General features: G+C 60.9%; 22 protein-coding genes. 11 read left to right on the top strand and 11 right to left on the bottom strand.

Translation table 11 applies throughout. From position 1 onward, the window contains the following. Nucleotides 1-124: 124 nt before the first annotated feature. The gene (ettA, locus tag C4J91_RS23570) at nucleotides 125-1,789 is read left to right on the top strand and encodes an energy-dependent translational throttle protein EttA (protein WP_124364486.1); all 1,665 of its coding nucleotides are present in this window, start codon (nucleotides 125-127) and stop codon (nucleotides 1,787-1,789) included. Nucleotides 1,790-1,876: 87 nt separating this feature from the next. On the opposite strand, the gene C4J91_RS23565 is transcribed toward ettA, so the two are convergent. Continuing rightward, the gene (locus tag C4J91_RS23565; RefSeq protein WP_124364485.1) at nucleotides 1,877-2,797 is read right to left on the bottom strand and encodes a LysR family transcriptional regulator; all 921 of its coding nucleotides are present in this window, start codon (nucleotides 2,795-2,797) and stop codon (nucleotides 1,877-1,879) included. Between the two features lie 95 nt (nucleotides 2,798-2,892). On the opposite strand from C4J91_RS23565, the gene C4J91_RS23560 reads away from it, so the two are divergent. The 7 genes from C4J91_RS23560 (at nucleotide 2,893) to gdhA (ending at nucleotide 10,866) form a co-directional block, all read left to right on the top strand. After that, nucleotides 2,893-4,086, top strand: coding sequence for an MFS transporter (locus tag C4J91_RS23560; protein ID WP_124364484.1), 1,194 nt, complete (start codon nucleotides 2,893-2,895; stop codon nucleotides 4,084-4,086). Nucleotides 4,087-4,120: 34 nt separating this feature from the next. Next, on the top strand, nucleotides 4,121-4,945 hold the full coding sequence (locus C4J91_RS23555; RefSeq protein ID WP_124364483.1) for a hypothetical protein: 825 nt from the start codon (nucleotides 4,121-4,123) through the stop codon (nucleotides 4,943-4,945). Between the two features lie 32 nt (nucleotides 4,946-4,977). Then, the gene (locus C4J91_RS23550) at nucleotides 4,978-6,207 is read left to right on the top strand and encodes an MFS transporter (protein ID WP_124364482.1); all 1,230 of its coding nucleotides are present in this window, start codon (nucleotides 4,978-4,980) and stop codon (nucleotides 6,205-6,207) included. Between the two features lie 39 nt (nucleotides 6,208-6,246). Continuing rightward, complete coding sequence (locus C4J91_RS23545) at nucleotides 6,247-7,476, top strand: pyridoxal phosphate-dependent aminotransferase (RefSeq protein ID WP_124364481.1); 1,230 nt, start codon at nucleotides 6,247-6,249, stop codon at nucleotides 7,474-7,476. A 23-nt stretch (nucleotides 7,477-7,499) separates the two neighbouring features. Continuing rightward, entirely contained in the window at nucleotides 7,500-8,345 is an 846-nt protein-coding gene (locus tag C4J91_RS23540) for a hypothetical protein (protein ID WP_124364480.1), read from the top strand. A 46-nt stretch (nucleotides 8,346-8,391) separates the two neighbouring features. Beyond that, nucleotides 8,392-9,282 (top strand): phosphoenolpyruvate mutase, encoded by an 891-nt coding sequence (gene aepX / locus C4J91_RS23535; RefSeq protein WP_124364479.1) that lies wholly within the window; start codon nucleotides 8,392-8,394, stop codon nucleotides 9,280-9,282. Between the two features lie 210 nt (nucleotides 9,283-9,492). Continuing rightward, nucleotides 9,493-10,866, top strand: a complete 1,374-nt coding sequence (gene gdhA / locus C4J91_RS23530; protein WP_124364478.1) for an NADP-specific glutamate dehydrogenase — start codon at nucleotides 9,493-9,495, stop codon at nucleotides 10,864-10,866. Here the strand turns inward: gdhA and C4J91_RS23525 are convergent. The 4 genes from C4J91_RS23525 to C4J91_RS23510 all read right to left on the bottom strand — a co-directional run bounded on the left by C4J91_RS23525 (nucleotide 10,827) and on the right by C4J91_RS23510 (nucleotide 14,515). Continuing rightward, the gene (locus C4J91_RS23525) at nucleotides 10,827-11,324 is read right to left on the bottom strand and encodes a GreA/GreB family elongation factor (RefSeq protein WP_124364477.1); all 498 of its coding nucleotides are present in this window, start codon (nucleotides 11,322-11,324) and stop codon (nucleotides 10,827-10,829) included. The two genes, gdhA and C4J91_RS23525, sit on opposite strands and share 40 nt — an antisense overlap. A 108-nt stretch (nucleotides 11,325-11,432) precedes the next feature. Beyond that, a complete protein-coding gene (locus C4J91_RS23520) occupies nucleotides 11,433-11,789 on the bottom strand; it encodes a hypothetical protein (protein ID WP_124364476.1) in 357 nt (118 codons plus the stop codon). Nucleotides 11,790-12,080: 291 nt separating this feature from the next. Next, nucleotides 12,081-13,934, bottom strand: coding sequence for a DUF4105 domain-containing protein (locus C4J91_RS23515; protein WP_124364475.1), 1,854 nt, complete (start codon nucleotides 13,932-13,934; stop codon nucleotides 12,081-12,083). 92 nt (nucleotides 13,935-14,026) lie between these two features. Continuing rightward, a complete protein-coding gene (locus C4J91_RS23510) occupies nucleotides 14,027-14,515 on the bottom strand; it encodes a DUF3015 domain-containing protein (protein ID WP_124364474.1) in 489 nt (162 codons plus the stop codon). A gap of 266 nt (nucleotides 14,516-14,781) precedes the next feature. Here C4J91_RS23510 and C4J91_RS23505 point away from each other — a divergent pair, with 266 nt between their 5' ends. Together C4J91_RS23505 and C4J91_RS23500 are read left to right on the top strand one after the other, a co-directional pair. Further along, nucleotides 14,782-17,220, top strand: a complete 2,439-nt coding sequence (locus C4J91_RS23505; protein WP_124364473.1) for a Lon protease family protein — start codon at nucleotides 14,782-14,784, stop codon at nucleotides 17,218-17,220. Nucleotides 17,221-17,641: 421 nt separating this feature from the next. Beyond that, the gene (locus C4J91_RS23500; RefSeq protein WP_124364472.1) at nucleotides 17,642-17,959 is read left to right on the top strand and encodes a hypothetical protein; all 318 of its coding nucleotides are present in this window, start codon (nucleotides 17,642-17,644) and stop codon (nucleotides 17,957-17,959) included. 5 nt (nucleotides 17,960-17,964) lie between these two features. Here C4J91_RS23500 and C4J91_RS23495 read toward each other — a convergent pair whose 3' ends face one another. Further along, a complete protein-coding gene (locus C4J91_RS23495) occupies nucleotides 17,965-19,788 on the bottom strand; it encodes a hypothetical protein (RefSeq protein ID WP_124364471.1) in 1,824 nt (607 codons plus the stop codon). 163 nt (nucleotides 19,789-19,951) lie between these two features. On the opposite strand from C4J91_RS23495, the gene C4J91_RS23490 reads away from it, so the two are divergent. Next, the gene (locus tag C4J91_RS23490; protein ID WP_124364470.1) at nucleotides 19,952-20,440 is read left to right on the top strand and encodes a TIGR00645 family protein; all 489 of its coding nucleotides are present in this window, start codon (nucleotides 19,952-19,954) and stop codon (nucleotides 20,438-20,440) included. A 15-nt stretch (nucleotides 20,441-20,455) separates the two neighbouring features. On the opposite strand, the gene C4J91_RS23485 is transcribed toward C4J91_RS23490, so the two are convergent. From C4J91_RS23485 to C4J91_RS23465, 5 genes are all read right to left on the bottom strand, one after another. After that, nucleotides 20,456-21,895, bottom strand: a complete 1,440-nt coding sequence (locus tag C4J91_RS23485) for a glycosyltransferase family 39 protein (RefSeq protein ID WP_124364469.1) — start codon at nucleotides 21,893-21,895, stop codon at nucleotides 20,456-20,458. Nucleotides 21,896-22,015: 120 nt separating this feature from the next. Beyond that, nucleotides 22,016-22,423: a hypothetical protein gene (locus C4J91_RS23480; RefSeq protein ID WP_124364468.1), complete on the bottom strand. Its 408-nt coding sequence runs from the start codon at nucleotides 22,421-22,423 to the stop codon at nucleotides 22,016-22,018. Beyond that, entirely contained in the window at nucleotides 22,420-23,109 is a 690-nt protein-coding gene (locus C4J91_RS23475; RefSeq protein WP_124364467.1) for a helix-turn-helix domain-containing protein, read from the bottom strand. Before C4J91_RS23475 ends, C4J91_RS23480 begins: the two co-directional genes overlap by 4 nt. 204 nt (nucleotides 23,110-23,313) lie before the next feature. Continuing rightward, a complete protein-coding gene (locus tag C4J91_RS23470; RefSeq protein WP_124364466.1) occupies nucleotides 23,314-24,210 on the bottom strand; it encodes a LysR family transcriptional regulator in 897 nt (298 codons plus the stop codon). 132 nt (nucleotides 24,211-24,342) lie between these two features. Then, a complete protein-coding gene (locus C4J91_RS23465; protein WP_124364465.1) occupies nucleotides 24,343-25,242 on the bottom strand; it encodes a bestrophin family protein in 900 nt (299 codons plus the stop codon). Between the last annotated feature and the right edge of the window lie 34 nt (nucleotides 25,243-25,276).

Raw genomic sequence — 25,276 nt, 5'->3', positions numbered from 1 at the left:
CCAGCCCCAGACATTCAGGCTTTTTCCGCTCGCCGGCATTGATAATAGTCAACGGCCCGCGCGGCGCATGGCCTGGCACGGGCTTCGTCCGCTTAATTCATCCGTCACTGACGCTAGGTTCACCATGGCTCAATACGTCTTCACCATGCATCGGCTGGGAAAAGTTGTTCCGCCGAAGCGGGAAATCCTGAAAAACATTTCACTGTCCTTTTTTCCGGGCGCCAAGATCGGCGTGCTTGGCCTTAACGGTTCGGGTAAGTCCACGCTGCTGAAAATCATGGCCGGCGTCGACACCGAGTTCGAAGGCGAAGCCCGCCCGATGCCCGAACTGAACATCGGTTACCTGCCCCAGGAGCCGATCCTGGACCCGACTAAGACCGTACGTGAAGTGGTCGAGGAAGCGGTCGCCGTGATCAAGAACGCCCAGGCCCGCCTGGACGAAGTCTACGCCGCTTACGCCGAGGAAGATGCCGACTTCGACAAGCTGGCCGCGGAACAGGCCAAGCTCGAGGCGATCCTGCAGGCCAGCGACGGTCACAACCTGGAGCGCCAGCTGGAAGTCGCCGCCGACGCGCTGCGCCTGCCGGCGTGGGACGCCAAGGTCGAATTCCTCTCCGGCGGTGAAAAACGCCGCGTGGCCCTGTGCCGCCTGCTGCTGTCGCCCCCCGACATGTTGCTGCTCGACGAACCGACCAACCACTTGGACGCCGATTCTGTCGCCTGGCTGGAACATTTCCTTCACGACTTCCCAGGCACCGTGGTTGCGATCACGCACGACCGCTACTTCCTGGACAACGTCGCCGGCTGGATCCTCGAGCTCGACCGTGGCGCCGGTATCCCTTACGAGGGTAACTACTCCGGTTGGCTGGAAGCCAAGTCCGACCGTCTGGCCGCCGAATCCAAGCAGCAATCGGCCCATGAAAAAGCCATGAAGGAAGAACTGGAGTGGGTGCGCAAAGGCGCCAAGGCTCGCCAGTCCAAATCCAAGGCCCGTCTGCAGCGCTTTGAAGAAATGCAGTCGCAGGAATTCCAGAAGCGCAGCGAAACCAACGAGATCTACATCCCGGCCGGCCCGCGCCTGGGTGACAAGGTCATCGAATTCAAGAACGTGAGCAAAGGCTACGGCGACCGTGTGTTGATCGACAACCTGTCGTTCTCCATGCCAAAAGGCGCAATCGTCGGCGTTATCGGCGGTAACGGTGCGGGTAAATCCACGCTGTTCCGCATGCTGATGGGCAAGGAAACCCCGGACTCCGGCAGCATCGAGATCGGCGAAACCGTGCAACTGGCCTGTGTGGACCAAAGCCGCGACGACCTCGACGGCAGCAAGACGGTGTTCCAGCAGATTTCCGACGGATCCGACCAGATCCGTATCGGCAACTACGAAATCCCGTCGCGCACCTATGTCGGCCGCTTCAACTTCAAGGGCGGCGACCAGCAGAAGTTCGTCAAGGACCTGTCCGGTGGTGAGCGTGGTCGCTTGCACCTGGCCCTGACCTTGAAAGAAGGCGGCAACGTCTTGCTGCTCGACGAACCGTCCAACGACCTCGACGTTGAAACCCTGCGCTCCCTGGAAGAAGCCCTGCTGGACTTCCCGGGCGCCGCCATTGTGATCTCTCACGATCGGTGGTTCCTTGACCGTGTTGCCACCCATATCCTGGCTTACGAGGATGATTCGCAAGCGGTGTTCTTCGAAGGCAACTACACCGAGTATGAAGCCGACCGCAAGAAGCGTTTGGGCGACGCGGCGGCCCAGCCGCACCGGGTACGCCACAAGAAACTGGCCTGATTCGGCAACAGGCGCCGCCTCGGCAGCGCCTGTACGGAGCAGCCTGTAGAAAAATACCCCTCGCGCAGGGGTATTTTTTTGCCCGGATTATGCCAGCGGCGCCAGCGCCGGCCGGCCTTGCAGCAATTCACCGACCACCCCCATGAACGCCTCGACCAACAGCGAGCGTGACTGTGAGCGAGTGAGGATCAGCAGGTGCACCCAGGCTTCGGGGTCTGCCAACGGTCGGTAGACCACGCCTTGCCTGGCCAGGGTGCGGGTGCACTGGGGCACCAGCGAGACACCCTGGCCTGCCGCCACCAGAGCGATGATCGAGGTGATCTGGCGCCCCGCAGGGCCCGGGCGCAGCGCCAGGCCGTGGCGTTGATACAGGTGCTCGATGGAACCGTTGAGGCCTGAACCGTAATCGCTGGGGAACAGAATCAACGGGAACTCGCTGAGCTGGGCGAGGGTGACTTCGGCCTGGCCAGCCAATGGGTTGTCGCTGCAAAGCGCCGCCACCAGGGGTTCTTGCCCCAACGACAACACCTCGACGTCGGCTTGCCCGGGCTCCGGCAGCAGGCGGCTCATGCCGATGTCGATGCGGCCGTCCAGCACATGCGCGTGCAGGCTGCCGGAAGCGCTTTCCACCAGGGTCAGTTGCACCTCGGGAAAACGCTGGGCGAAGGCTTGCAGGGTTTGGCTGAACAGCTCCGACAGCGCGATCGAGCTGGCATACCCCACGACCAGTTGGCCGGTCGAGCCGGCGGCCAGCTTGGCGGCAATGTCCTGCGCAAGCCGGGCGTGCTCCAGCGCCGCGCGAGCGTAGGGTAGAAAGTGCCGGCCCTGGGCGGTCAGCGTGACCGTGCGGCTGGTGCGGTCAAACAGGCGAAAGCCGAGCTCGGTTTCCAGGGCCGAGATCTGCCGGGTCAGGGGCGGCTGGGCAAGGTGCAGGCGCTGGGCCGCGCGACCGAAGTGCAGCTCTTCGGCGACCGTCAGGAAGTAACGTAACTTGCGTAGATCAAGCATTCTGTTTCCTGGGTATTGATCGGTCCGAATTCGGTATTGGTATTCGCCACGCTGCGCATTCTATAAAGATCCTCGACAATAAGACGAGAGGTCCCATGAACCCGCGCCTGCATCATGCCCGCTTTGCCGTGTTTCTGTGTGGCTGTGCGGCGTTTCTCAATCTCTACGCGACCCAGAGCATCCTGCCTGTGTTTGCCGAAAGCTTCCAGGTGAGCGCCCGGCAGGCCGGGTGGAGCATTACGGTGACCACCCTGGCAGTGGCTTTGGCTGCGCCTTTTGTCGGGCGCCTGACCGGGCGTTTCGAGCAACGCAACGTGATTGTCGTGGCCGCGTTGCTGTTGGCGCTGCCGGCGCTGCTGACGGCCTATGTGGACAGTTTTGCCGAGCTGCTGGTGTGGCGGTTTATCGAGGGTATGTTGATCCCGGTGGTGTTCGCCACCAGCGTGGCCTATATCGGCGACCGCTGGCGCGCAGCGAGCGTCACCGAGATCACCAGCCTCTACGTCGCGGGTACGGTACTCGGCGGGTTTGCCGGGCGCTTTGTCTCGGGGGTCATGACCCAGTATGTCGGTTGGCGGGAAGCCTTCGAGCTGCTGGCGGTGATCAGCCTGGCGGTCGGCCTGCTGATCCTGTTGCTGCTGCCGGTCAATCCAGTGGCGCGTCCCGGCGTCGGGGACGTGGGCGCGCGCGGGGTACTCTGGTTGCTGCGCAAACCCTTGATGGCGGCCTATGGTGTCGGTTTCTGCGTGCTGTTCTCACAAGTCGCGACCTTTACCTATGCCGGGCTGTATCTCAGCCAGGCACCGTTCAACCTGGGCGCCGCAGCCTTGGGGACACTGTATGCCGTGTTCCTGCTGGCGCTGGTGGTCATTCCCATTGCGGGGCGCTTGAGCAAGTCGCGACCGCAATCGCAGCTACTGAGCGGCGCCGTGGCGCTCGGCCTCTGCGGTTCGGCCCTGACCTTGTTGCCGTCCCTGTGGTTGATCGTGCTGGGCCTGGCCCTGAGTTCGACCGGCGTATTCCTGGCCCAGGCCTGTGCCAATGCGTACATCGCCACCACGGCCGGGCAGGACAAGTCCGGCGCCGTGGGCCTGTACCTGACCGGCTATTACCTGGGCGGCAGCGCCGGTGCAGTGGCCCCGGCGCTGCTCTGGGAGCAGTGGGGCTGGCCGGGCTGCGTGGCATTGATCGCAGGCTTTCAACTGTTGTCGCTGGCAATCGCCCTGCTGGGCTGGAAACCGGTAGACACCCAGGCGCTGATCGCCGGCCAACGCGGCAAACCGGCCTGATGTTTCATCCAATAATGGACTATGAGAGGTGAATATGACTGACACCGTGATCAAGCGCAGCCAGTTGCTGAAGATCGTCGAACCGGTATTGAATGACATGCCGGCCAGTACCTTGCGGCATGCCCTGTTCGAAGCCTTTTGGGCTCAGGAAGAGGCGCTGATGGATATCGAAGAGGCTTTTGCGCGACTCACCTCGCGTCGGCATTCGCCGGCGGTGCTGCGCAAGTTCTTCGCCAGCTGGTCCAAGACCAATAATTCGGCGGCCAGTGTGTCCGGCCTGGCCAACCGGATTACCTTGCTGGCGCGTTCCGACGCCGGCTCCACCGCTGCGGCGCAGCTGTACCGTGCCTGCGGCAGCCTGCAGCGCATTACCGATGAAGACTTGGGCGCGTTGGGCAACACCGTGCACGCGGACCTTTTCTACACCATGGCGACCGCGCTGTGCGGCGATGACCAGTGGATGTTGAAGGACAACTGCCTGCCCTCGGCGCAGGCGTTCAAGGATTGGACCGACAGCCGTCGCCTGCGTGATCGCGACCTGCTGCAGGGGCTGCTGACCACGCTGATCCACGAGGTGTACACCCACGGCGAAGTGGAGTTCATCCATCCGTTGTACTCGCAGTGGTTTGTGCGCGACATGGGCGTGCCGCCGGAAAGATCGCGTGCGACGGTGGCCTGGGTCACCGTGCACACCGGCGGCACTGAGAGCGACCATTTCGCCCATGCGGTGGCGGCGGTGAACGAGTTCACCACCGCTCTGCAGATTGAAGCGGACCCCGCCACGGCGCGCGGTATTTTTGCCGAATACCTGCAGCGTAAAGCCAGCGTGATGAACGATTGCGCGCAATTGCTGGGTTGACCCGGCGTTTTACCTGAGAGCCACTGACCCGGATGAACACCCTGAAGCAAACCGCAGCCCCGTCGTTGTCACCGCCTGACCAGGCAACTGTGCGCCGCCGCTCCCTGGTGGCCGGTTGTGGCGCGCATGCCGTGCACGACGGCCTGACCGATGTAATTTATGTGCTGTTGCCAATCTGGCAGGCGCAGTTCGGCCTCAGCTACGCCCAGGTCGGCCTGTTGCGCGGGGCCTATGCGGGCATGATGGCCGGCTTCCAGTTACTGGCCAGTCGCGCTGCGGCACGCTGGGGGCGCCAGCGCTTGCTGGTGGGCGGCACTGCGCTGGCGGGCTTGGCCTATCTGCTGGCGGGCCAGGCCGGTGGGCTGGCGGTGCTGCTGGTGGCGCTGCTGCTGGGCGGGCTGGGCGCAAGTACGCAGCACCCGCTGGCCTCGTCGTTGATCACCGATGCCTACGAGGCGGGCGGGGAGGCGGGCGGGGGCGTCAAGCAAGCGCTGTCGCAGTACAACTTCAGTGGAGATATCGGCAAAACTCTGATCCCCGGGTTGATCGGCCTGTTGCTGGCGGTCATCAGTTGGCGCGCCAGTGTCACCCTGCTGGGTGTACTCGGGCTGCTGGCGGCAGGCTTGTTGTGGTGGCTGATTCCGGCGCGCACCGAGGGTTTGGCGGCGCCGCCCAAAGCCACCCGTGCGGGCGGCGGCACCGGCTCCGTGAGCGGCCTGCGTGCGCTGATCCTGACCGGCACGCTGGACAGCGCGGTGCGCATGGGATTTCTCACGTTCCTGCCGTTTTTGCTCAAGGCCAAGGGGGCCGGGCCTGCGGGGATCGGTCTGGCGCTGACGATGCTGTTCGTGGGAGGCGCCTTCGGCAAACTGTTGTGCGGTTACCTCGGTGCGCGCATCGGCATGATGAAGACGGTGTGGGTCACGGAGTTCACCACGGCGCTGCTGATCGTCATGGCGGTATACCTGCCCTACGCCGGTTTGATGGTGATGTTGCCGCTGCTGGGGCTGGTGCTCAATGGCACGTCGTCGGTGCTCTACGGCGCGGTCCCGGACCTGGCGGGGCCGGGCAGGCGCGACCAGGCTTTTGCAGTGTTCTACACCGGCACCATCGGCGGCGGCGCCTTGGCGCCGGTGCTGTTCGGCAGCCTGGGGGATGCCACCGGCGTGCCCCTGGCCGTTTTGCTGCTGGCCGCCACCTTGTTGCTCACCCTGCCGCTGTCCTGGCGGGTTCAACGAGGGCTGGAGGCTCAGGCCCGGTAGGGCGAACGAATTTTTCAGCGTGTTCTGGCAGGTATAACAATGAACAACAGTGAACCGTCTGCCGTGTCATTGCCGTTGTCCCGGCGTGCGCAACGTCTGCGCGCACCGGGCACGTCCAGCATGCGCAGCAAAGCCAATGCCTTGAAAGAAGCCGGCGTCAACGTGATCAATTTTGCCGCCGGGGAATTGTCCTTCGATGCCTGCCCGGCGATGAAAGCCGCCGTGAGCGATGCGCTGGCCAATGCCCGCAACCGCTATACGCCGCCCATCGGCCTGCCCCAACTGCGCCAGGCGCTGGCGCAGCAGGTCACTCAGCGCTGCGGGGTGAATTACGCCGCCGATGAAGTGGCGGTGACCGCCGGTGCCAAGCAGGCGCTGTATAACGCCGCGATGGTGCTGCTCGATCCGGGGGATGAAGTCATCGTTGCGGTGCCGTACTGGGAAACCTTCCCCACCCAGATCCAGCTGGCCGGTGGCGTTCCGGTCTATGTCGATACCGCAGCGGATGACTACCGCCTCACCTGCGCGGCGGTAGAAAACGCCCTGACCCCACGCACCCGCATGATTGTGATCAATACCCCGAACAATCCGACGGGCACGGTTTATCAGCGTGAACAACTGTTGGGGATTGCCCGGCTCGCGTTCAAACACCGGCTCTGGGTGGTGTTCGACGAGTGCTACCGCAAGCTGGTACGCGCGCCCCATGAACATCACAACATCGTGTCGCTGTTTGCGCCGCTCAAGCACCAGACGGTGCTGGTCGATTCGTTTTCCAAAAGCCACGCGGTCACTGGCTGGCGGGTAGGGTATGCGTGCGCACCCGCCCCGGTCATTGCCGCCATGCACAACCTGCAAGGGCACACGACGTCCAACCCCAGCAGCCTGTCCCAATACGCCGCACTCGGCAGCCTGATGGCTGACGCGCCGCACTTTACCCAGCAGATCAATGCCTTCCTCGACCAGCAGTTGCTCGCAGCCTGCACTTGCCTGGGGCATGTGGATGACATCACCTGCGCCCCGCCGGAGGGCGCGTTCTATCTGTTTATCGATGTGTCGCGCAAATTGGGTGGCCGCTACCTGGGCACCGTTATCCGTGACGTCGACCACCTGGCCGATCTGTTATTGACCGAGGCCCATATCGCGGTGGTGCCCGGCTCCGGCTGTGGCGACCGCAACAGCATCCGCATTTCCTACGCCGTTGAGCATGAAGCGTTGATCGAAGGCCTCACGCGCTTTGCCCGCTTCATGTCAGAAGTCGTTGCGCATTAACCCCACCCAAAAGGATATGAGCCGTGGAAAATCTGAGCCGCCAATTTATCGGGTACGTGAACCAGGCACTGGTGGATGTCGAGGACCGACATCTGGCCCAGGCCCTGCTCAGCGGTTTCAACAGCCAGCCCGCCGAGCTGGACAGGTACTGCGAGACTTATGTCGACATGACCTCCAGTAACTGGAGCGAGTCGTCGCTGTGTACGTTCTTCTGTGGCTGGCGCAGCCCGGACGGCGCCGCCCATGCCGTCTCGAGCATCATCGTGCGCATCCTTCAGGAGTCGGCATCCCTGGCCGATGACGCTCGGCTGAAGATGCTCGAAGCGGCGGCCCACTGTGGGGAGATCATCGTCGAGGACATCGGACTGGGCGAAATGCACGGGCATCCGCACCACTCCAAGCTGTATTACCGCATGGCTTCGGCGATCTGCGGCTCGGATGAATGGCGCCTGCAGGACAAGTTCCTGGACCCGATCACCAAGGAGTTTTCCGGTTGGGTCGGGGAAAAACGCCCGTTGGCGCCGCAGCTCATCGAAGCGCTGGAAATGATGGCCATGACGGAGTTGTTCAACACCGGCGAGTACAACCTGATGACGCCGTTATGGAAACAATGGTTGCGCGATGTGCGCGGGTACAGCGCCGGTGAGGCCAGCCGCGTGGCGAGCTTTCTCAGCGTGCACTGCGGCAGCGTGGAAGCGCGCCATTTCAGGCACGCGGCAGAGGCGTTACGGCTTTACGCCAGCGCCACCGGGCAGGCCGTGGATTACAGCCGTATCGCGCAGCTATCCAGGGAGTACGTGGCCAGGGCCTGTGAACATCTGCAGAAAATGGCATCGGTACTCAAATGTGAACAGCCCGCCTGGGATTGAGCTGTCCGATAACTCCCGTTGTGCCGCTGACATGGAGCCTGAACCTATGATGGATACCGACGCGCGCCGACGCCCTCTGTCGGCGCTACTGGATAGCAATCGTTGCCTGCGCGTACTCGAAGCCCATAGCCCGATATCGGCATTGCTCGCGCAGCGCGCCCGGCTGGAAATCAGCCCAGGGCATACGGTGGGGTATGACGCCATCTGGTCGAGTTCGCTGACCGACTCGACCCAGCGGGGGTTACCCGATATCGAGATTCTTTCGCCCAGCAACCGCTTGCCCGGGATCCGCGAAATATTTGATGTGTGTTCGCTGCCGCTGATATTCGATGCCGATACCGGCGGCAAGGCCGAGCATCTCGCGATTCATATCAAGATGCTGGAGCGCGCGGGCGTCTCGGCGGTGGTGATCGAAGACAAGTGCGGCTTGAAGAAAAACTCATTGTTCGGCACCGAGGTCGACCAGGCGCAGGAGTCCATCGAGGTATTTTGCGCCAAGCTCCAGGCCGGCTGCGCCAGTCGCACTGGCTCAGGGCTGATGCTGATTGCGCGGTGTGAAAGCCTGATCCTGGATCGCGGCATGGAGGAAGCGATGGCGCGGTGCCTGGCGTATGTCGAGGCGGGGGCGGATGGCATCATGATCCACAGTCGCAGGCAGGATGGCCTGGAAATCCTTGAGTTCGCCAGGCAGTTTCGTCTGCAACGGCCCAAGGTTCCGCTGATTTGCGTGCCGACCAGTTATGTTCACCTGAAATTCGAGGTGCTGGAGCAGGCAGGTTTCAACGCGGTGATTTATGCCAACCATATGTTGCGCAGTGCCTACCTGGCCATGCGCGATACCGCTTTGGGCATACTCGCCCATGGCAGGACGCTGGAGCTGGAGCCGCGCTGTCTGGGCATCAACGAGATACTCGATCTGGTGCCCGGGACGCGGTAATGCGATGCGCGGGGCTGTCGTCCAACCTTTCACTCATTGGTGCATGTGTCGGGTTGGAGTCCCTGTTTCAGGGCGAAATACGCCAGTTATTTATAGAAATGCACCATTTAAATTCATAAAGGCGACATTTTGCCCTGTCACGGTGCGAAATGAATTGATAAAGTCCGGCTCAATCTCTGTTTAACAACAATCATTTTGCCGAGACTTTTCATGCACGAATCCGTCGAATCCTTCCTTGCCCGCCTCAAGAAACGCGACCCCGACCAACCGGAATTCCATCAGGCCGTAGAAGAAGTCCTGCGCAGTCTGTGGCCGTTTCTTGAAACCAACCCCCATTACCTGACCTCGGGAATTCTGGAGCGCATCTGCGAGCCGGAACGTGCGATTAGCTTTCGGGTTTCGTGGGTGGACGATCAGGGCAAGGTCCAGGTCAATCGCGGTTTCCGTATCCAGATGAACAGTGCCATTGGCCCTTACAAAGGCGGTTTGCGCTTTCATCCTTCGGTGAACCTGGGCGTACTGAAATTCCTCGCCTTCGAGCAAACCTTCAAGAACTCTCTTACCTCGCTGCCCATGGGCGGTGGCAAAGGCGGCTCGGACTTCGACCCCAAGGGCAAGAGCGACGCCGAAGTCATGCGTTTCTGCCAGGCGTTCATGAGCGAGCTGTACCGCCATATCGGCGCCGACGTGGACGTACCGGCCGGTGATATCGGCGTGGGCGCCCGTGAAATCGGTTTCCTGTTCGGCCAGTACAAGCGCCTGAGCAACCAGTTCACCTCGGTGTTGACCGGCAAGGGCATGACCTACGGCGGCAGCCTGATCCGCCCGGAAGCCACGGGTTTTGGCTGTGTGTACTTCGCTGAAGAAATGCTCAAGCGCGACGGCCAACGGGTCGAAGGCAAGCGCGTGGCCATCTCCGGTTCGGGCAATGTGGCGCAATACGCGGCGCGCAAAGTGATGGACCTGGGAGGCAAGGTGATTTCCCTGTCGGACTCCGAAGGCACGCTGTACGCCGAGAGCGGGTTGACCGAAGAGCAATGGTCAGCCCTGCTCGCGCTGAAAAACGTGCAGCGCGGCCGCATCAGTGAACTGGCCGAGCGTTTCGGCCTGGAATTTCGCCAAGGCCAAAGCCCCTGGGCGCTGGCGTGCGATATCGCGCTGCCCTGCGCCACCCAGAACGAACTCGACGCCGACGCTGCCCGCGCCCTGTTGCGCAACGGCTGCATCTGCGTCGCCGAAGGCGCCAACATGCCGACCACCCTTGAAGCGGTGGATATCTTTATCGAGGCAGGCATTCTGTTCGCGCCGGGCAAGGCGTCGAATGCCGGAGGCGTGGCCGTGAGTGGCCTGGAGATGTCGCAGAATGCCATGCGCCTGCTATGGACCGCCGGCGAGGTGGACAGCAAGCTGCACAGCATCATGCAGTCGATCCACCATGCCTGCGTGCATTACGGCGAAGAAAATGGCCGGGTCAACTATGTGAAGGGCGCAAACATCGCAGGCTTCGTCAAAGTCGCCGAAGCGATGCTGGCCCAGGGCATCGTCTATACCCCGGGCTCGATACGCAACACTTCGATCAACTGATCGCCAACGGGGCGCTGCCACAGCACCTCGTCCCCCACCTGGGCGCCGAGCAACGCGCGCCCGAGGGGCGAACCCCAGTTGATCAAGCCTGCGTTGGCATCGGCCTGATCTTCGCCGACCAACTGGATGCGCTGCTGCTCGTCCTGCTCGTTGGCGAAGGTCACCCAGCTGCCGATCTGTACTTTGTCCGTAGAAATGGCTGGCGCGACGACCTGGGCGCTTTGTACCCGCTGGTTGAAGTAGCGCAAATCCCGCTCAAGGTCGGCCTGGCGTTGCTTGTCAGCCTTTTCGCCCTTGGCGGATTCGGTGCTGTATTCCTGCTGCAACTGCGCAACCTTGGCCTGCAACTGCTCCAATCCCTGCGCGGTCAAGCGATTGGGTTGGGCACTGACCTGGCGCTCCACCGGCTGATCAGCCTGGGCGGCGGCATTGTCTTCATTTACAAAAGCTCGGCTCATGATGTTCTCCCTCAATGGAGCTTGGGCCATGTTCGCCGCTCGATCGTTCCCACGCTCTGCGCGGGAATGGCGCCCAGGACGCTCCGCGTTCGCTTCTAACGCGGCGCGCTATTGCGAGCGATAAGCCTTGGCCGCATCGCGATCCTTCTCCTGCTGCCATTCGTGCTCGCGGTCATCCCTGCGGTTGTCCTGGTAGTCCCGTAGCTCCTCGTTCTCGCGCATGGCCTTGCACTGGCGGAAACCATCTTCCCAGCCTTCGGCGTACTGCCGGTCTTTCAGATAGCGGGGCACGTTCTTGCGAAACTCCCCGATAATCACCCCAGCGGCCTGGCGACCGCTGCTGCAACCGTCGTCGAAGCCATCGGCAAAGGCGGGCGGATAACCTTTGGCCAATAAGTCTTGGTGGGTCGATTGGCAGCCTGACAACCCCACCACCACACACAGCATTAGCGCAGACCGCCACATGGCGTACTCCCTGGCCGATTTACGGCTGATAGGGGGAAGTCTAGTCAGGGATTTGTCAGATGTGTGTGAAAGGGGAGTCGGCGGGATGTGGGTTGTGCAAAATGATCATTCCCACGCTCTGCGTGGGAATGCCTCCTGGGTCGCTCCGCGTCCCGCCAACCGCTGCACGTTTGGATTACTGCGCACAGGTGACGCGGAGCGTCACGGGCTGCATTCCCACGCGGGAGCGTGGGAACGATCTTCTCCGGCAAATTTTGTTCATGCACAAATAAGTGTGGGAGGGGGTATGAATCAGTAGTGGTACCACTTCACTTCGAGCATCACTTCATTCACCGGTGTCGACAAGTGGCTGTACTCGCGCTGGGCGCTCAGGCGCAGGCCCAGGTTGCGCGACAATTCCCACTGTTGGTTGAGGCTGATGCTGCGGCGTACTTCGCCATTGGTGAAGAAATCCCCTTTGGCTTCCAGGCTCAGGTTGCCCAGCGGGTTCTTCCACAATAGGCCGGTGTTGAACCCGGCTGCCGGGGAGATGGCTTCGCTGAAGTCATTGTTGTGTTCCACGCGCACCGTGCCGAGGGCGAAGCCGAGCATGTCGTCGCTCAACTGCCAGGTGCCGCCCGCGCCGCCGTTGACGTGGGCGACCAGGGTTTCGTCGTCGTGTTTACCCGGTACGCGCTCCAGGCCGCCGGTGACTTGCCATGACCAGGGTTGCAGCAGGGCGTTGCGTGGGGTCAGGGAGCGGATGGTGGCCAGGTCCAGTTGCTGCAATTGCCAGTGATTGCCTTCGTACTGGCGCAGTTTCATCTGCAGGATTTCGATTTGTGCGCCCAGGGGGAAGCCTTCGGCGTTGTCGTTTAGGTCGTGATAGGCCATGCGCAGGCCGTATTCACCGAAGGCTTTGTCGCCGCGGGTGCCGATGCCGGCCTGCCAGGTGCGCGATTCGTGGCCGTTCTCGGGCAGGCCGGGTGGGGTGATCTTCAGGTCGGGCGCAGGGTTCTGGTTGATCGCGCGCAGCAGTTCGAAGCTGCGCTGGGAGCGCGCAGTGTCGCGCTCCAGGCCGTTGGCGCGGTAGCGACCGAGGCGATAGGCGGCATCGATGATCAGCGCCTGGCGCTCGCGGGGCAGGGCTTTGAAGGCCGGCGCCTGCAATTGCTGCTGGTCATCGCTGATGTTGAGCACCCATTGTTGCTCATCGCCGTCCAGCGGTTTGGCGCGTTCGAGCAGTTCGCGTTCACGGGACGGGCGATAGTCGATCTTTTCCACCAGGCCCGCTTCCTTGACCGCCTTGACAGTGTCGGTGGGGATCGCCGTCAGCGGGAACTGCTCGGTCAGGCGCAGGCCGGGACGCGCCACTTGCAGCAATTCCAGCAAGCGGTAGGAGCAGTTTTCGTCGAAAAAGAAATAGTCGAACTGGATCTGCTTGAGTTCCCACACATGCTCGACCATGCGCTTGGTCTCGACTTCGGTGAGGTTCAGGCGGTATTCCCACAGGTCACGGTTTTCCAGGCTGCGGTATTCGGAGAGTTTTTCCTGGTAGGGCACCAGCGCGAACAGGCCGGGGTAGCCGCCCATCAGGCCCTTCCAGGCGTACAGAATGCTGTTGTCCGAGCCTTCGATATAGGCGCCGAAGTTGATCGCGTAGCTGAGCAGGGCGGTGTTGTTACTTTGCACGTCCGCCTGGTCGATGCGCAGCAGGGTGTGGCCGAACATCGACGACGGGCTGTTGAGGTACGCCGCCGGGAAAATCATCACCGCGCTGTGGGGCGCGACGTCCGTGAACCATTGTTTGAATTCCTTGCAGTCCACGGCGGGCAGGTCGGTCAGTTGCAACTGGTCCTTGAGCCAGCGGGTGCGGGCGGGGTAGACGCATTGGACGTGCTTTTCACCCAGGCTGGCCGGTGCATAGAGCGCATCCACAGTGGCCTTGAGTTCGGCGTCCGGATGATGCGCCCCGTCGGCGGCGAGAAAGAATTTCTTGTCGCTGACATAGCTGCGCCAGCCACTGATCTTGCCGGCTTCGTAATGGCCCAGCGACAGCCAGAACGGGTCATTGGCCAGTTGCTGCAAACGTTGATCGTCGAGGTGCGGTGCCGCATGCAGCGGGGCGCAGGCGAAGAAAGCCAGGCAAGCGAGGCGTTTGAGCATGGGGGCTACTTAAGTCGGACTGAAAAAAAGACCCAAGGGGGGCAGGTCGAAAAAACAAAACCCGCGCCTCGAAAGGCGCGGGTGGGTCGAGCTTAAGCCTGGGTAGCGTATTTCGCCAGACGGGCATCACTTTTCAGTACGGCAATGGTGTTGTTGTGCACGTCGTCAGCGGTCACGTCAGCCTTGCTGAAGATCTGCTGGAAGTGCTCGTGGGTCACGGCCGCGAAGTGCTCGCGATCTTCCGGCGCCACGCCCAGTACCACGGCGTAGGTAGTCAGCGCTTCGCCGTTACCCTTGGCCATGTCTTCGGACAGCTCGTTCATCATGCCATTCATGGCAATCCAGGACTTGCCGCCGTAGGTCAGGGAACTGTTGGTGCTGCAACCGTTGGTGCCCGAGGTCATGCCGAAGGTGGCGTTACCTGAAGTGCCGTTGGTGGTGGAGGCCAGGAAGTGGGCCGGAGTACCGCGCTGGCCTTCGAACAACATGTTGCCCCAACCGCAGTTCGGGCCACCTGGTGCTTCTGCCATTGCATTGAGGGAGACGACGGTGAAGAGAGTACCAAGAAGGATCCGTTTCATAGCTTTGTTCTCTTTGTGTGCAAACCAATGGACAAGGGTTCAGGCGCTTCGCAGCACCCTAGGGGCCAGTTATTAGTCCAACCCGCGCAGTTTGGAGTTTAGGCACGTTCCTGGGGTTCCGTGATTTTTTATAAAACATTCAGTCTCGAACGATTTTTTTGTACGCCGTGCGGGCTGTCTATGCTTTCCCGAAAGCGCGCCTTGCCAGAGCGCGCAACCGAGAGCCAGAATGCCCCCATCTGCCCCGCCTGATGTAAGGAAGCCCGATGCCTGATCCTGTTGCTGCCAGCTTGCGTCTAGCGCCCGAAGCGCTGACTCGCCCTTTTTCCGCTGAACAGTTCAGCTTCTCGACCACCAATGATCTGGAGCCCTTTCGCGGTGTGCTTGGCCAGGAACGTGCAGTTGAAGCATTGCAGTTCGGCGTGGCAATGCCACGTCCCGGTTACAACGTGTTTGTCATGGGCGAACCCGGTACCGGTCGCTTTTCATTCGTCAAACGTTACCTGAGGGCCGAAGGCAAGCGCCTGCAAACCCCGTCGGACTGGGTGTACGTGAATAATTTCGATGAGCCGCGCGAACCGCGTGCCCTGGAATTGCCAGGCGGCGCTGCGGCGGCGTTCATTGCCGATATCAACGGGTTGGTCGACAACCTGGTGGCGACCTTCCCGGCCGTCTTCGAACACCCGACGTATCAACAGCGCAAAAGCGCCATCGACCGGGCATTCAACCAGCGTTACGACAAGGCCCTGGACGTGATCGAACGCCTGGCCCTGGAAAAAGACGTGGCGCTGTACCGCGACAGCTCCAACATCGCGTTTACCCCGATGCTCGATGGCAAGGCTCTGGACGAGGCCGAGTTCTCGCAGCTGCCGGAAATCGACCGCGAGCGTTTCCACACGGATATTTCCGAGCTGGAAGAGCGCCTCAACGAAGAGTTGGCGAGCCTGCCGCAATGGAAGCGTGAGTCGAACAACCAACTGCGCCAGTTCAACGAAGAAACCATCACCCTGGCCCTGCAGCCTTTGCTCGCACCGTTGTCGGAAAAGTACGCGGAAAACGCCGCCGTCTGCGGTTATCTGCAGGCCATGCAGGTGTATCTGCTGAAAACCGTGGTCGAGCAATTGGTCGACGACGCCAAGACCGACGCCCAGGCCCGCAAGCTGCTGGAAGAGCATTACTGCCCGAGCCTGGTGGTGGGCCATCCGGTCAACGGTGGTGCGCCGGTGGTCTTCGAGCCACACCCGACCTACGACAACCTGTTCGGCCGTATCGAATACAGCACCGACCAGGGCGCGCTTTACACCACGTATCGTCAGCTGCGCCCAGGCGCGCTGCACCGTGCCAATGGTGGCTTCCTGATCCTGGAAGCGGAAAAAATGCTCAGCGAGCCGTTTGTGTGGGATGCGCTCAAGCGTTCCTTGCAATCGCGCAAATTGAAGATGGAGTCGCCGCTTGGCGAGCTCGGTCGCCTGGCCACCGTCACGCTCAACCCGCAAATGATCCCGTTGCAGGTCAAGGTGATCATCATCGGCTCGCGTCAGCTGTACTACGCGTTGCAGGATGCCGATCCGGACTTCCAGGAAATGTTCCGGGTGCTGGTGGACTTCGACGAAGACATCCCGATGGTCGACGAAAGCCTGGAGCAGTTCGCCCAGTTGCTCAAAACCCGCACCTCGGAAGAAGGCATGGCGCCGCTGACGTCGGATGCGGTGGCGCGGCTGGCGACTTACAGCGCACGCCTGGCGGAACATCAGGGCCGATTGTCGGCGCGTATCGGCGATTTGTTCCAATTGGTCAGCGAGGCGGACTTCATTCGACACCTGGCAGGCGACGAAATGACTGATGCCGGGCATATCGAGCGCGCGCTCAAGGCCAAGGCCACGCGCACCGGGCGCGTGTCGGCGCGGATTCTCGACGACATGCTCGCCGGGGTGATCCTGATCGACACCGCCGGCGCCGCCGTCGGCAAGTGCAACGGGCTGACGGTGCTGGAGGTAGGGGATTCGGCGTTTGGCGTACCGGCGCGGATTTCCGCCACGGTGTACCCCGGCGGCAGTGGTATCGTCGATATCGAACGTGAGGTCAACCTCGGCCAGCCGATTCACTCCAAGGGCGTGATGATCCTCACCGGTTACCTGGGCAGCCGTTATGCGCAGGAATTCCCGCTGGCGATCTCGGCGAGCATTGCGCTGGAACAGTCCTACGGTTACGTGGACGGCGACAGCGCGTCCCTGGGCGAAGCCTGCACCCTGATCTCAGCCTTGTCGAAAACGCCGCTCAAGCAGTGCTTTGCCATCACCGGCTCGATCAACCAGTTTGGTGAAGTGCAGGCCGTGGGTGGGGTTAACGAGAAGATCGAAGGCTTCTTCCGCCTGTGCGAAGCGCGGGGTTTGACCGGTGAACAGGGCGCGATCATTCCCAAGGCCAACGTGGCCACGCTGATGCTCGACGAAAAGGTCTTGCAAGCCGTGCGCGACGGGCAATTCCATATTTATGCGGTACGCCAGGCGGATGAAGCGTTGAGCCTGCTGGTGGGCGAGGATGCCGGTGAACCGGACGCCGAGGGGCAGTTCCCGGAAGGTACGGTCAATGCCCGCGTGGTGGAACGTTTGCGCGCGATTGCGGAAATGATCAGCGAGGAAGACCTCAAGGAGGCGGAAAAGGAGCTGGCGCAGCAGGCACTGGCGGAAGCCAAACCTACCTGATCCCTGAAGCTTGATGGGATCAAAAATGTACGATCATTCCCACGCTCCCGCGTGGGAATGTACCCCGTGACGCTCTGCGTCACTTGTGCGCAATTACCGAAACTTGCAGCGGTGGCGGGACGCGGAGCGTCCCAAGAGGCATTTCCACGCAGAGCGTGGGAACGATCAAACGCAGAGCGTGGGAACGATCAATTCTGAGGCTGACACACTGCCATCGGGAGCAAGCTCCCTCCCACATTTAGTTTTGTGGATGCCATTAAATTGACGACCATCCGCAATCCAATGCCGTTGGTCCCTACCACCTTGGTCTGTCGCGTTTTTATTCTATTCTGAGAATCAGGGATATCCACAGGAGTCGCAGGATAGAAACAGCCTCGCCTTTGCGCTGGGGCTGAACGCCGATCTACCGAGGGTCGCCGCCATGCCGCGCAACCTTTGCCTTACCCGCCAGTGCCTGGGCCTGGAAACCCGTATCGAATGCTCCATTCGCCCCCTCGCCGGGGAAAACGGGTTGTGGACATTATTGTTCGCCGCCGGCATGTCGGGCGAACAGCCTTCCACGGTCAAGTCCCAAGGCCCGTTTCACGGGCCATTCGTGGCAGAAACCATGTTGGGTTCCATCGTCGACAACCTGACCCTGCATGGCTACGAGCAATTGGACGAGCCGCAGATCTGGTGCCTGCACCTGCAGGCCCATCTGCGCCAACTCAACGGCGGCCACGAGCAACTGGCCCTGTAATCGGGCTATTTGCTTTCCGGTTTGTCCAGCTTGACCTCGAAACCATATTGCACGGTGTCGAGGTCGGTGCGCTGGTAGCTTTCCAGGGTGGTCGGCTGGCCGTAGAAATAATGCACGTCAAACAGCGCCGTGCCGTACTCCTCGGCGCGGTGGCTCACGCCGAGAATTTCCTTGAGGTAGTTGCCGCTGCCGTCCTTGGCGTAGAAGCGCCAGCTGTCGGCGGGAAACGCGCGCTGGTCGACGATCAACGCGTTGTCCTTGAGCACCAGGCCTTTGGGCAGTTTGCTGGTGTCAATCGAGGCCTTCTCGATGGTGGCGAGGAACAAGGGCACCGAGCCGACCACAAACGCCGGGGTTTCCGGGAACAGGTTGAGGTCGTAGGTCAGCGTGCCGCTGGCCGCATTCATCTCGAAGGCCTCGGTGGGCAACTCGATGGGTTCGCCGCGCTCGCCTTTATCGTCGGCCGTGAAAAACGTGATCGGCGCGTCGCTGTTGTTGCGCTCGGCGCCGACCAGGTCGTCATTGAAGGTGAAAGGGTGGTCGAACACGATTTTCGCGGCACTGGCGTCGTCGGTGGACTGGCTGATGGTGACGCTGCCTTTCAATTGTTCTTCCGTCAGCGAGGCGTCTTTGAGCCAGCTGGCCGCAGCGTCGTCATACACCGTGACCGGCATCGGCAAGGGTTGCACGGAGTGTTGCAGGCTGTTTTTGTCGAAGCGCATCACGGGCAGGTCCAGCTCCTTGCGGGTCACCGTGGTCTTGGAAAAATCCAGTACATTGACCTGCAGGGTGTCGATCAATCCGTTGAAGTACACCTTGGCGTAGTGGCTCTTCTGTGTGTGTTCGAAGGCTTTTTGCGCGTCTGTGAGGTGTTTTTCGAACGCTTCGGACCAGGTCGTTTGTTTTTGCATCTCGGCCAGTTGCTTCTCATAGAACGCCACTTGCGCGGCATTTTCGTTGATCGAGCCTGAGCGCGTGAGAAATTGGCCGGTACCGTCCCGGGCCTGTACCAGCAGCGGGTTGGGCGAGTCGTCGCCCAGTTCTGCGGCCAGGGGCGCGCTGTTGGTCAGTTCAAGCTCGGCGTAATTCTTGTCCAGCGACACCAGGTTGAGGGTGATATTGCCCTCGGTGCGCGGGTGGCCGAGGTCTTTTTTCGACAGGTCGAAGGTCAGCACCTTGCCTGGCGCAGCAACCTCAATCGCACCTTTGAGGCTGACGGGCTGCGGCTGGCTCTTGTTTTCCGTCTCGATGCCTTCGATGAACGGGTAGGTCACCGTCAGGTCGTCGGGGTTGGTCAGGTTGGAGCTGCTGGGGCTGAGCTGGATGCCGGGGTCGGTTTCCGACCATTCGGGCTGGAAGGGAATGACTTTGTTGTTGCTCAAGGTCACCGACTGCCATTCCAGGCCATGGGGGAAGGGGAACTGGTCAGGGGCGTTGAAGGTGAACGGGAAGACCGGCTGCAGATCCGTCAAGTAGTCGGAATGGGAGGCTCTGCGCAGTACGAACAGGCCGTTGATATAGGTGTCCACCAAGGCCTGAGGTGTGGGGTAATGCTTGAGCAGGGCCAGCGTGTCTTCGCCGTATTCGGCTTCGATGGGCTTGGCGGCGAGCTTGAGGCGTGCACGTTCGAGCAACAGCAGCGAGCCGCCGAGGTCGGCGATGGCGTCGCGCAGCTTGGGGTCCTGGATGTTGTCCAGGGACTGTTCGAACTGGCTGGTTTTCTCTTCGAGGGTGGCCTGCTTCTGCTCTTCTTTGGGGGAGCAGCCGCTGGTCATCAGCAACGCCGCGCACAGGCCGAGAGTGGCCAAAGGGGATCGCACATCCATCATCAGAGTCTTCCTGTCCGACAGCATCGAGCCGAGTTGAGGGGCTCGACACTAGCAGAAAAACGCCCTTACAGATGCCACTTCAAGTCAGTTTTCTCGCGGTGACAGGTGCCCGGTAGCGGCTGGTATACTCGGCTCCATTTTTAGCCAAGCTGTGTGAGATTCAATGGAACGCTTTATCGAAAACACGATGTATGCCGCGCGCTGGCTGCTGGCGCCGATCTATCTGGGTTTATCCCTGGGGTTGCTGATCCTGGCGATCAAGTTTTTCCAGGAAATCATTCATGTGATCCCCAATATTTTCACCTTGCTGGAGTCGGAGGTGATCCTGCTGTTGCTGTCGTTGATCGACATGGCCCTGGTCGGTGGCCTGCTGGTGATGGTGATGATTTCCGGCTACGAGAACTTCGTCTCGCAGTTGGATATTGATGAAAACAAGGAAAAGCTCAACTGGCTGGGCACCATGGACTCTTCGTCGCTGAAGATGAAAGTGGCGGCCTCCATCGTGGCGATTTCCTCCATCCACCTGCTGCGCATCTTCATGGACGCCAAGAACGTCGATCCGCAGCACCTGATGTGGTACGTGATCATCCATATGACCTTCGTGGTCTCGGCGTTTGCCATGGGTTACCTGGACAAACTGACCAAGCACTGATGGCGCGCGCTCGCCTTACTGCTCGACGAAGTAGTAAGGCTGGCGATTGATCGCCATTTCCTTGATCACTGTCACTTTCTCATTCAGTCGGTCCGTGTGGTCCAGCAGCGCAACGTTGCCGGGTTTGGCGCCGAGAAATGCACGTAATTGCGGCTCGGTTTGCAAAATCGGCAAATAGGCCTGCAGATAGAACACGCTGGCGCCGGCGATCCGCTCATTGGGTTGGAACAGCGCCACCTCCCTACCTTCGTCTTGCAATGCCTGGACTTGACTGATCACGGGCACGAATGACTGACGCACATCGGCTTTGGGCGCGAACCAGAAGGCTGCGCTGAGGTAGCAGGCGATGGCCAGGGTGAATACGCCGAAAATAATGCGCCGGTGGTAGCGGTACAGCGCCGGTTTGTGGGCTTTCACCCATTCCAGCAGCACCCGCGCATATTCTGCGGCCAGCACGGCGGCGGCCGGGGTCAGTGCCATCAAATAGACCGTGCGTTTGCTCGAGGCCAGTGTCAGCAGAGTGAACTGCGCCACCAGCCATACGCTGAAAAACAGGCGGTAGCGGTTGCGCACCAGGCTTTTACGAAAGTGCCACAGGCCCAGGTACACCAGAATGTTCCACGGCAGGAAGGCCTCGGGCAGTTTGGCGAGGTAATAGTAGAACGGCTCGTAATGCCCGGCTTCGACAAACGAGCCGCTGAAGCGCCCGACGCTGTTGGTCCACAGCACCTCACCGACGGCCTGCATGCCGCCGCGCTGAAACAGAAACCCCAGCCAGATCAGCAACGGCACCAAGGCCAGCAGCGTGAACAACGCGGGCTTGAGCCAGTCGCCAAGGCGCAGGCGTTTATCCATCAGGCTGGTGCAGGCCAGGTAAACGAAGATCACACTCCCCGGCATCGCCAGGCCCAGCACGCCCTTGCTCAACGTCGCGATGACCATCCCCGCCGTAAACAATGCCCAGGCCCAGGCAGCGGAGCCGTGGCGTTCGGACGCGGGGCGCATCGCCTGGTAGAACCCGAGCAACGCAGCGGTCACGCCCAGGCTGAGCAATGAATCCTCACCCACCCCGCGCACATTGCCCCAATAACTGGCCATGGTCGCCAGGATCAACGCGGCGCTGAACGCCAGCGTGGTTGGCCGCCCGAACCGGCGCAGCATGCCGTAGAGCAGCATCACGCTGAACAATCCGGCAAAGGCCGATGCCAGGCGCACAGCCCCGGTGCTCGCGCCAAACACGCGAATCGCCCCGGCATCCAGCCACAGGCTCAGCGGCGGTTTTTCCAGGAAAGGCTCGCGAAACAAACGCGGCACCACCCAGTCATCGTCCAGGTGCATGGCCATGGCGATCCCGGAAACGCGGGCTTCGGTGGAGCCTTGCAGTTCATGGTTGCCCAGGGCGAAGAAGAACAACAGCGCAGCGAGCAGGAGCAGCAGGGGAACGGGACGCGTCATGGGGTGGCTACCGGGCAGGAGACCGCTCGGGAGAGCGAGCGTGGCTGCCCGCCAGTATAGGGATGGGTTTCTTAACGATTCGTGAACGAGTGTGGGGTTTTGTGCGGTCGGGTACGAGGCTTACAGTTTGATCTGATCGAATTTACCCGGAGCAGAGAAACGCCAGGGAACACTGAAAGCCGCCCCTCCACGTATCAACTCAGCTTGTTTCAAGATGGCTGGCCACCAGCGCACGAGATTGTGCGCTTTGCTCCAGTAGCTTTCACCACTCCAGTGTTTTGCCAGGCAGAAAATGGGCAGTGCGCAATCTCGAAAGGCTTTCTTCTCCGCATGCCCTTTCATAAATCGATCCTGAGAGATCACGACCCAGCCTCCCTCTTCACGCAGCGCTGATATCCAAGCAATGTCGCTGGTATTTTGGGGGAATTTATCCCGGAGCGGGAACACGCCATGTTCATGAACTTTTGATAGTTCGTTCAAGGCGCGTGCCAGCGCGGGAGGAAGGTTATGATCCAGGAGAAAGTTCAAGCAGCATGCCTTTGCTCGAACTCGACAGCTGCTTTTACTGCAGCCGCTGGAACCTCGTAGAGCATGGCTACGCGCCTGGCATCACGTCCTTCTGCTTCATACGCATTAAAAATGGCGGCGGTATCAATGCCGGCCCCGGTCAGCACGGGCTTACCAAAATTTCTGGCAGGGTCCAGCACTACCGCTTTGCTACGTTTGACCGGATACCAGCGTTGCGCCGACCCCTTGCCGGTGTAATCGATCCCTTCGTACAACGAGGGCTTGATGACTTGTTTGAACGCATATTGTTTTTTGATCAGGTCCAGCAGTGTCTCGTCACCCGTCTCATCCAGCACAGTGGCAAAAATACTACGGCCATCTGTTTGGAACCGCTTGCAGGTGAACGGATAGGGCTGGCCGAACAGCTCACTAGCCTGGCGTGAAGCGTTGCGTATGGCCTGCAAGCTCAGCCCATGCTGGCGAAATGCATGCACGAAGCGGATTTCGAGCAGGTCATGAAAACCTAGAATGCAATCATTGATGCCTGTCAGTTCCGATTGCCAGAGCCCGGCATGCTGAACGCCATTGGCACTGTAGCCGAATAGCCAACGGCGTATGTCTGCGGCGGGGATGCCGGTATATAACGATGCCTCGCCAGGGGTATAGAGACCCACCCCGACAAGAGGGCTGGGCGAAGTCGTTTGCATGGATGGCCTCCTTGTCGTTGAGTCGGGCGATGAAGTCTGGTGGCTTATGTGATCTCGTTCAACCTTGGGGAGACGAGCTGTAGTCCAAAGCGTATCCGTACAATTCATTCCACGCCAGTTCACCTGATGCACGCCAACTTGTAGGAGCTTTCCGGTGATTTACTTAAAGGTATATCGCCTTATTGGGTACTGTGCTCCGACACGTTAAACCGCGTCTTTGGCAGCAAACAATCTCTTAGCCTCAGCAAAACACTTCTCAGCAATCGCCGAGCGCGGTTCGGTCTTGCGCATCACCATGCCCAGTGGTGCGAGCACGCTGGCGTCCGGCAGGTTGATAAACGCGAGGTTTTCGATCGGGCTTTCCAGGGCGCTGTCCAGCGGCATGATTGCGCAGCAAAAGCCTTCGTGGATTGCCTGGAACAGCTGATAGGTTGAATCGCTTTCGAGCATGGGCTGGGGGGCGAGGCCGCGGCTGCGGAAGCTCAGGTCAATGGACTTTCGATAGTGCATGCCCGTGCTGATCATTCCCAGGGGCAATTGGGCGGCGTCTTCCCAGCTCATTTCGGTGCCTTCGAAGTGGAAGTGGCGCGTGTCGTACAGCAGGCCGACGCGGGTTTCGCCCAGTTCGAAAAAATCCAGGTAGCTGGAGTTTACGTGGTCCAGGTAACACACCCCCAGGTCCAGCTGATTGGTGCCCAGCGCTTCGATGATCTTGTCCGAACTCATGGAGGTCAGGCTGAACTTGAGTTCCGGGAAGGTGTGGGACAGGCCCTGGATGTAGCTGATGGGGTTGAAACCGCTGAGCGGCACCAGGCCCAGGCGCAAGTTACCCACCAACTGGCCGCGACACGCCGCCGCTTCGGCGAACAACCCGTCATGGGCGGCGAGCAGGGTTCTGGCCCAGGCCAGCACACGCTCACCGGCCTCGGTGAACCCTTCGAAGCGCTGGCCCCGGGTGACCAACTCCAGGCCCAGTTCATCCTCCAGATTGCGCAGGCGCATCGACAGCGTCGGCTGGGTGATATGGCAGCGCGCAGCCGCCTGGCCGAAGTGACGGGTCTGCTCCAGCGCGATCAGGAATTTGAGTTGCTTTATGTCCATCAACACACCTGCCAGTCAGCCGTAACAATTAGGCAGCCATTGTTTAGGCGCTTTAGCCTCATGGCAATCGATTGATGGCGGCCTGCTGGAGAAAGACATGAGCGTAACGTCGGATGCGTTGTGTGTACGGCTTCAATTGAGTACACAGTCAATGGGTTCAAGGACAGGCGGCAGTTCTGTCGCGCCGTTGGCGTGCAGCACTTCGCGTTCGATGGTGCGCACGATGGCGTTGGTCGGCAGGTCGTTTTCGTCGTAGCCGAAGGGGTCTTCCAACTCATCGCCAATCGCGTCCAGGCCAAAAAACGTGTAGCTCACGATGGCAGTGAATACCGGCGTCAGCCAACCCAAGGGTTCGGCCATGGCGAAGGGCAGCAAGATGCAGAACATGTAGCTGGTGCGGTGCAACAGGAGCGTGTAGGGGAAGGGCAGCGGGGTACTTTTGATGCGCTCGCAAATGGTTTGCGTGCGGGTCAGGCTGCTCAAGTGGCCGGCCATCAGCTGATAGCGCCACTCGCTGAGACGCCCGGACTCGACCAGCGCCGAACATTGTTGGGTGACGCGACCGACGATGCTTTCCGGGATATTCGGCGTATTGGCCGACGGCGGCGTGTCGAGCCAGGGGGCTGCCGCGCTGGGCTCGTCTTCATGGCGCAGCCGGGCGTTCAAGGCATGGGCGAACCCGCACAGGTTACGCAGGATCTCGCTGCGCTGGCGGGCGTCCTGGATCACCTGGGTTTCCCGGATCATGGCGCGCACATCCATCAGCATGGCGCCGAGCGCTTTGCGCCCTTCGTACCAGCGGTCATAGCAGGCATTGTTGCGAAAGCTCATGAAGATCGAAAGTGACAAGCCCAACAGCGTGAACGGCGTGGCGTTGACCTTGGAGAAGTAGGCTGGATGAAGGGTTTCCACCAGCACAATCACCGAGGCCAGCAGTGTCACCAGCAGGCTGCGCAGTGCGATGCGCCGGGCCACGGAGCCCTTGAGCGACGTCAATACACCGATCAGGTTGGGTTTGGCTCTGACGATCATGGAAATAGCCTAGTGCAATGGGTTGAAACCGGGT

It is taken from the genome of Pseudomonas sp. R3-52-08, from assembly GCF_003851745.1.
In the GTDB taxonomy this organism is placed as follows: Bacteria; Pseudomonadota; Gammaproteobacteria; order Pseudomonadales; family Pseudomonadaceae; genus Aquipseudomonas.
This window is presented reverse-complemented; position numbering and strand designations above follow the sequence as displayed.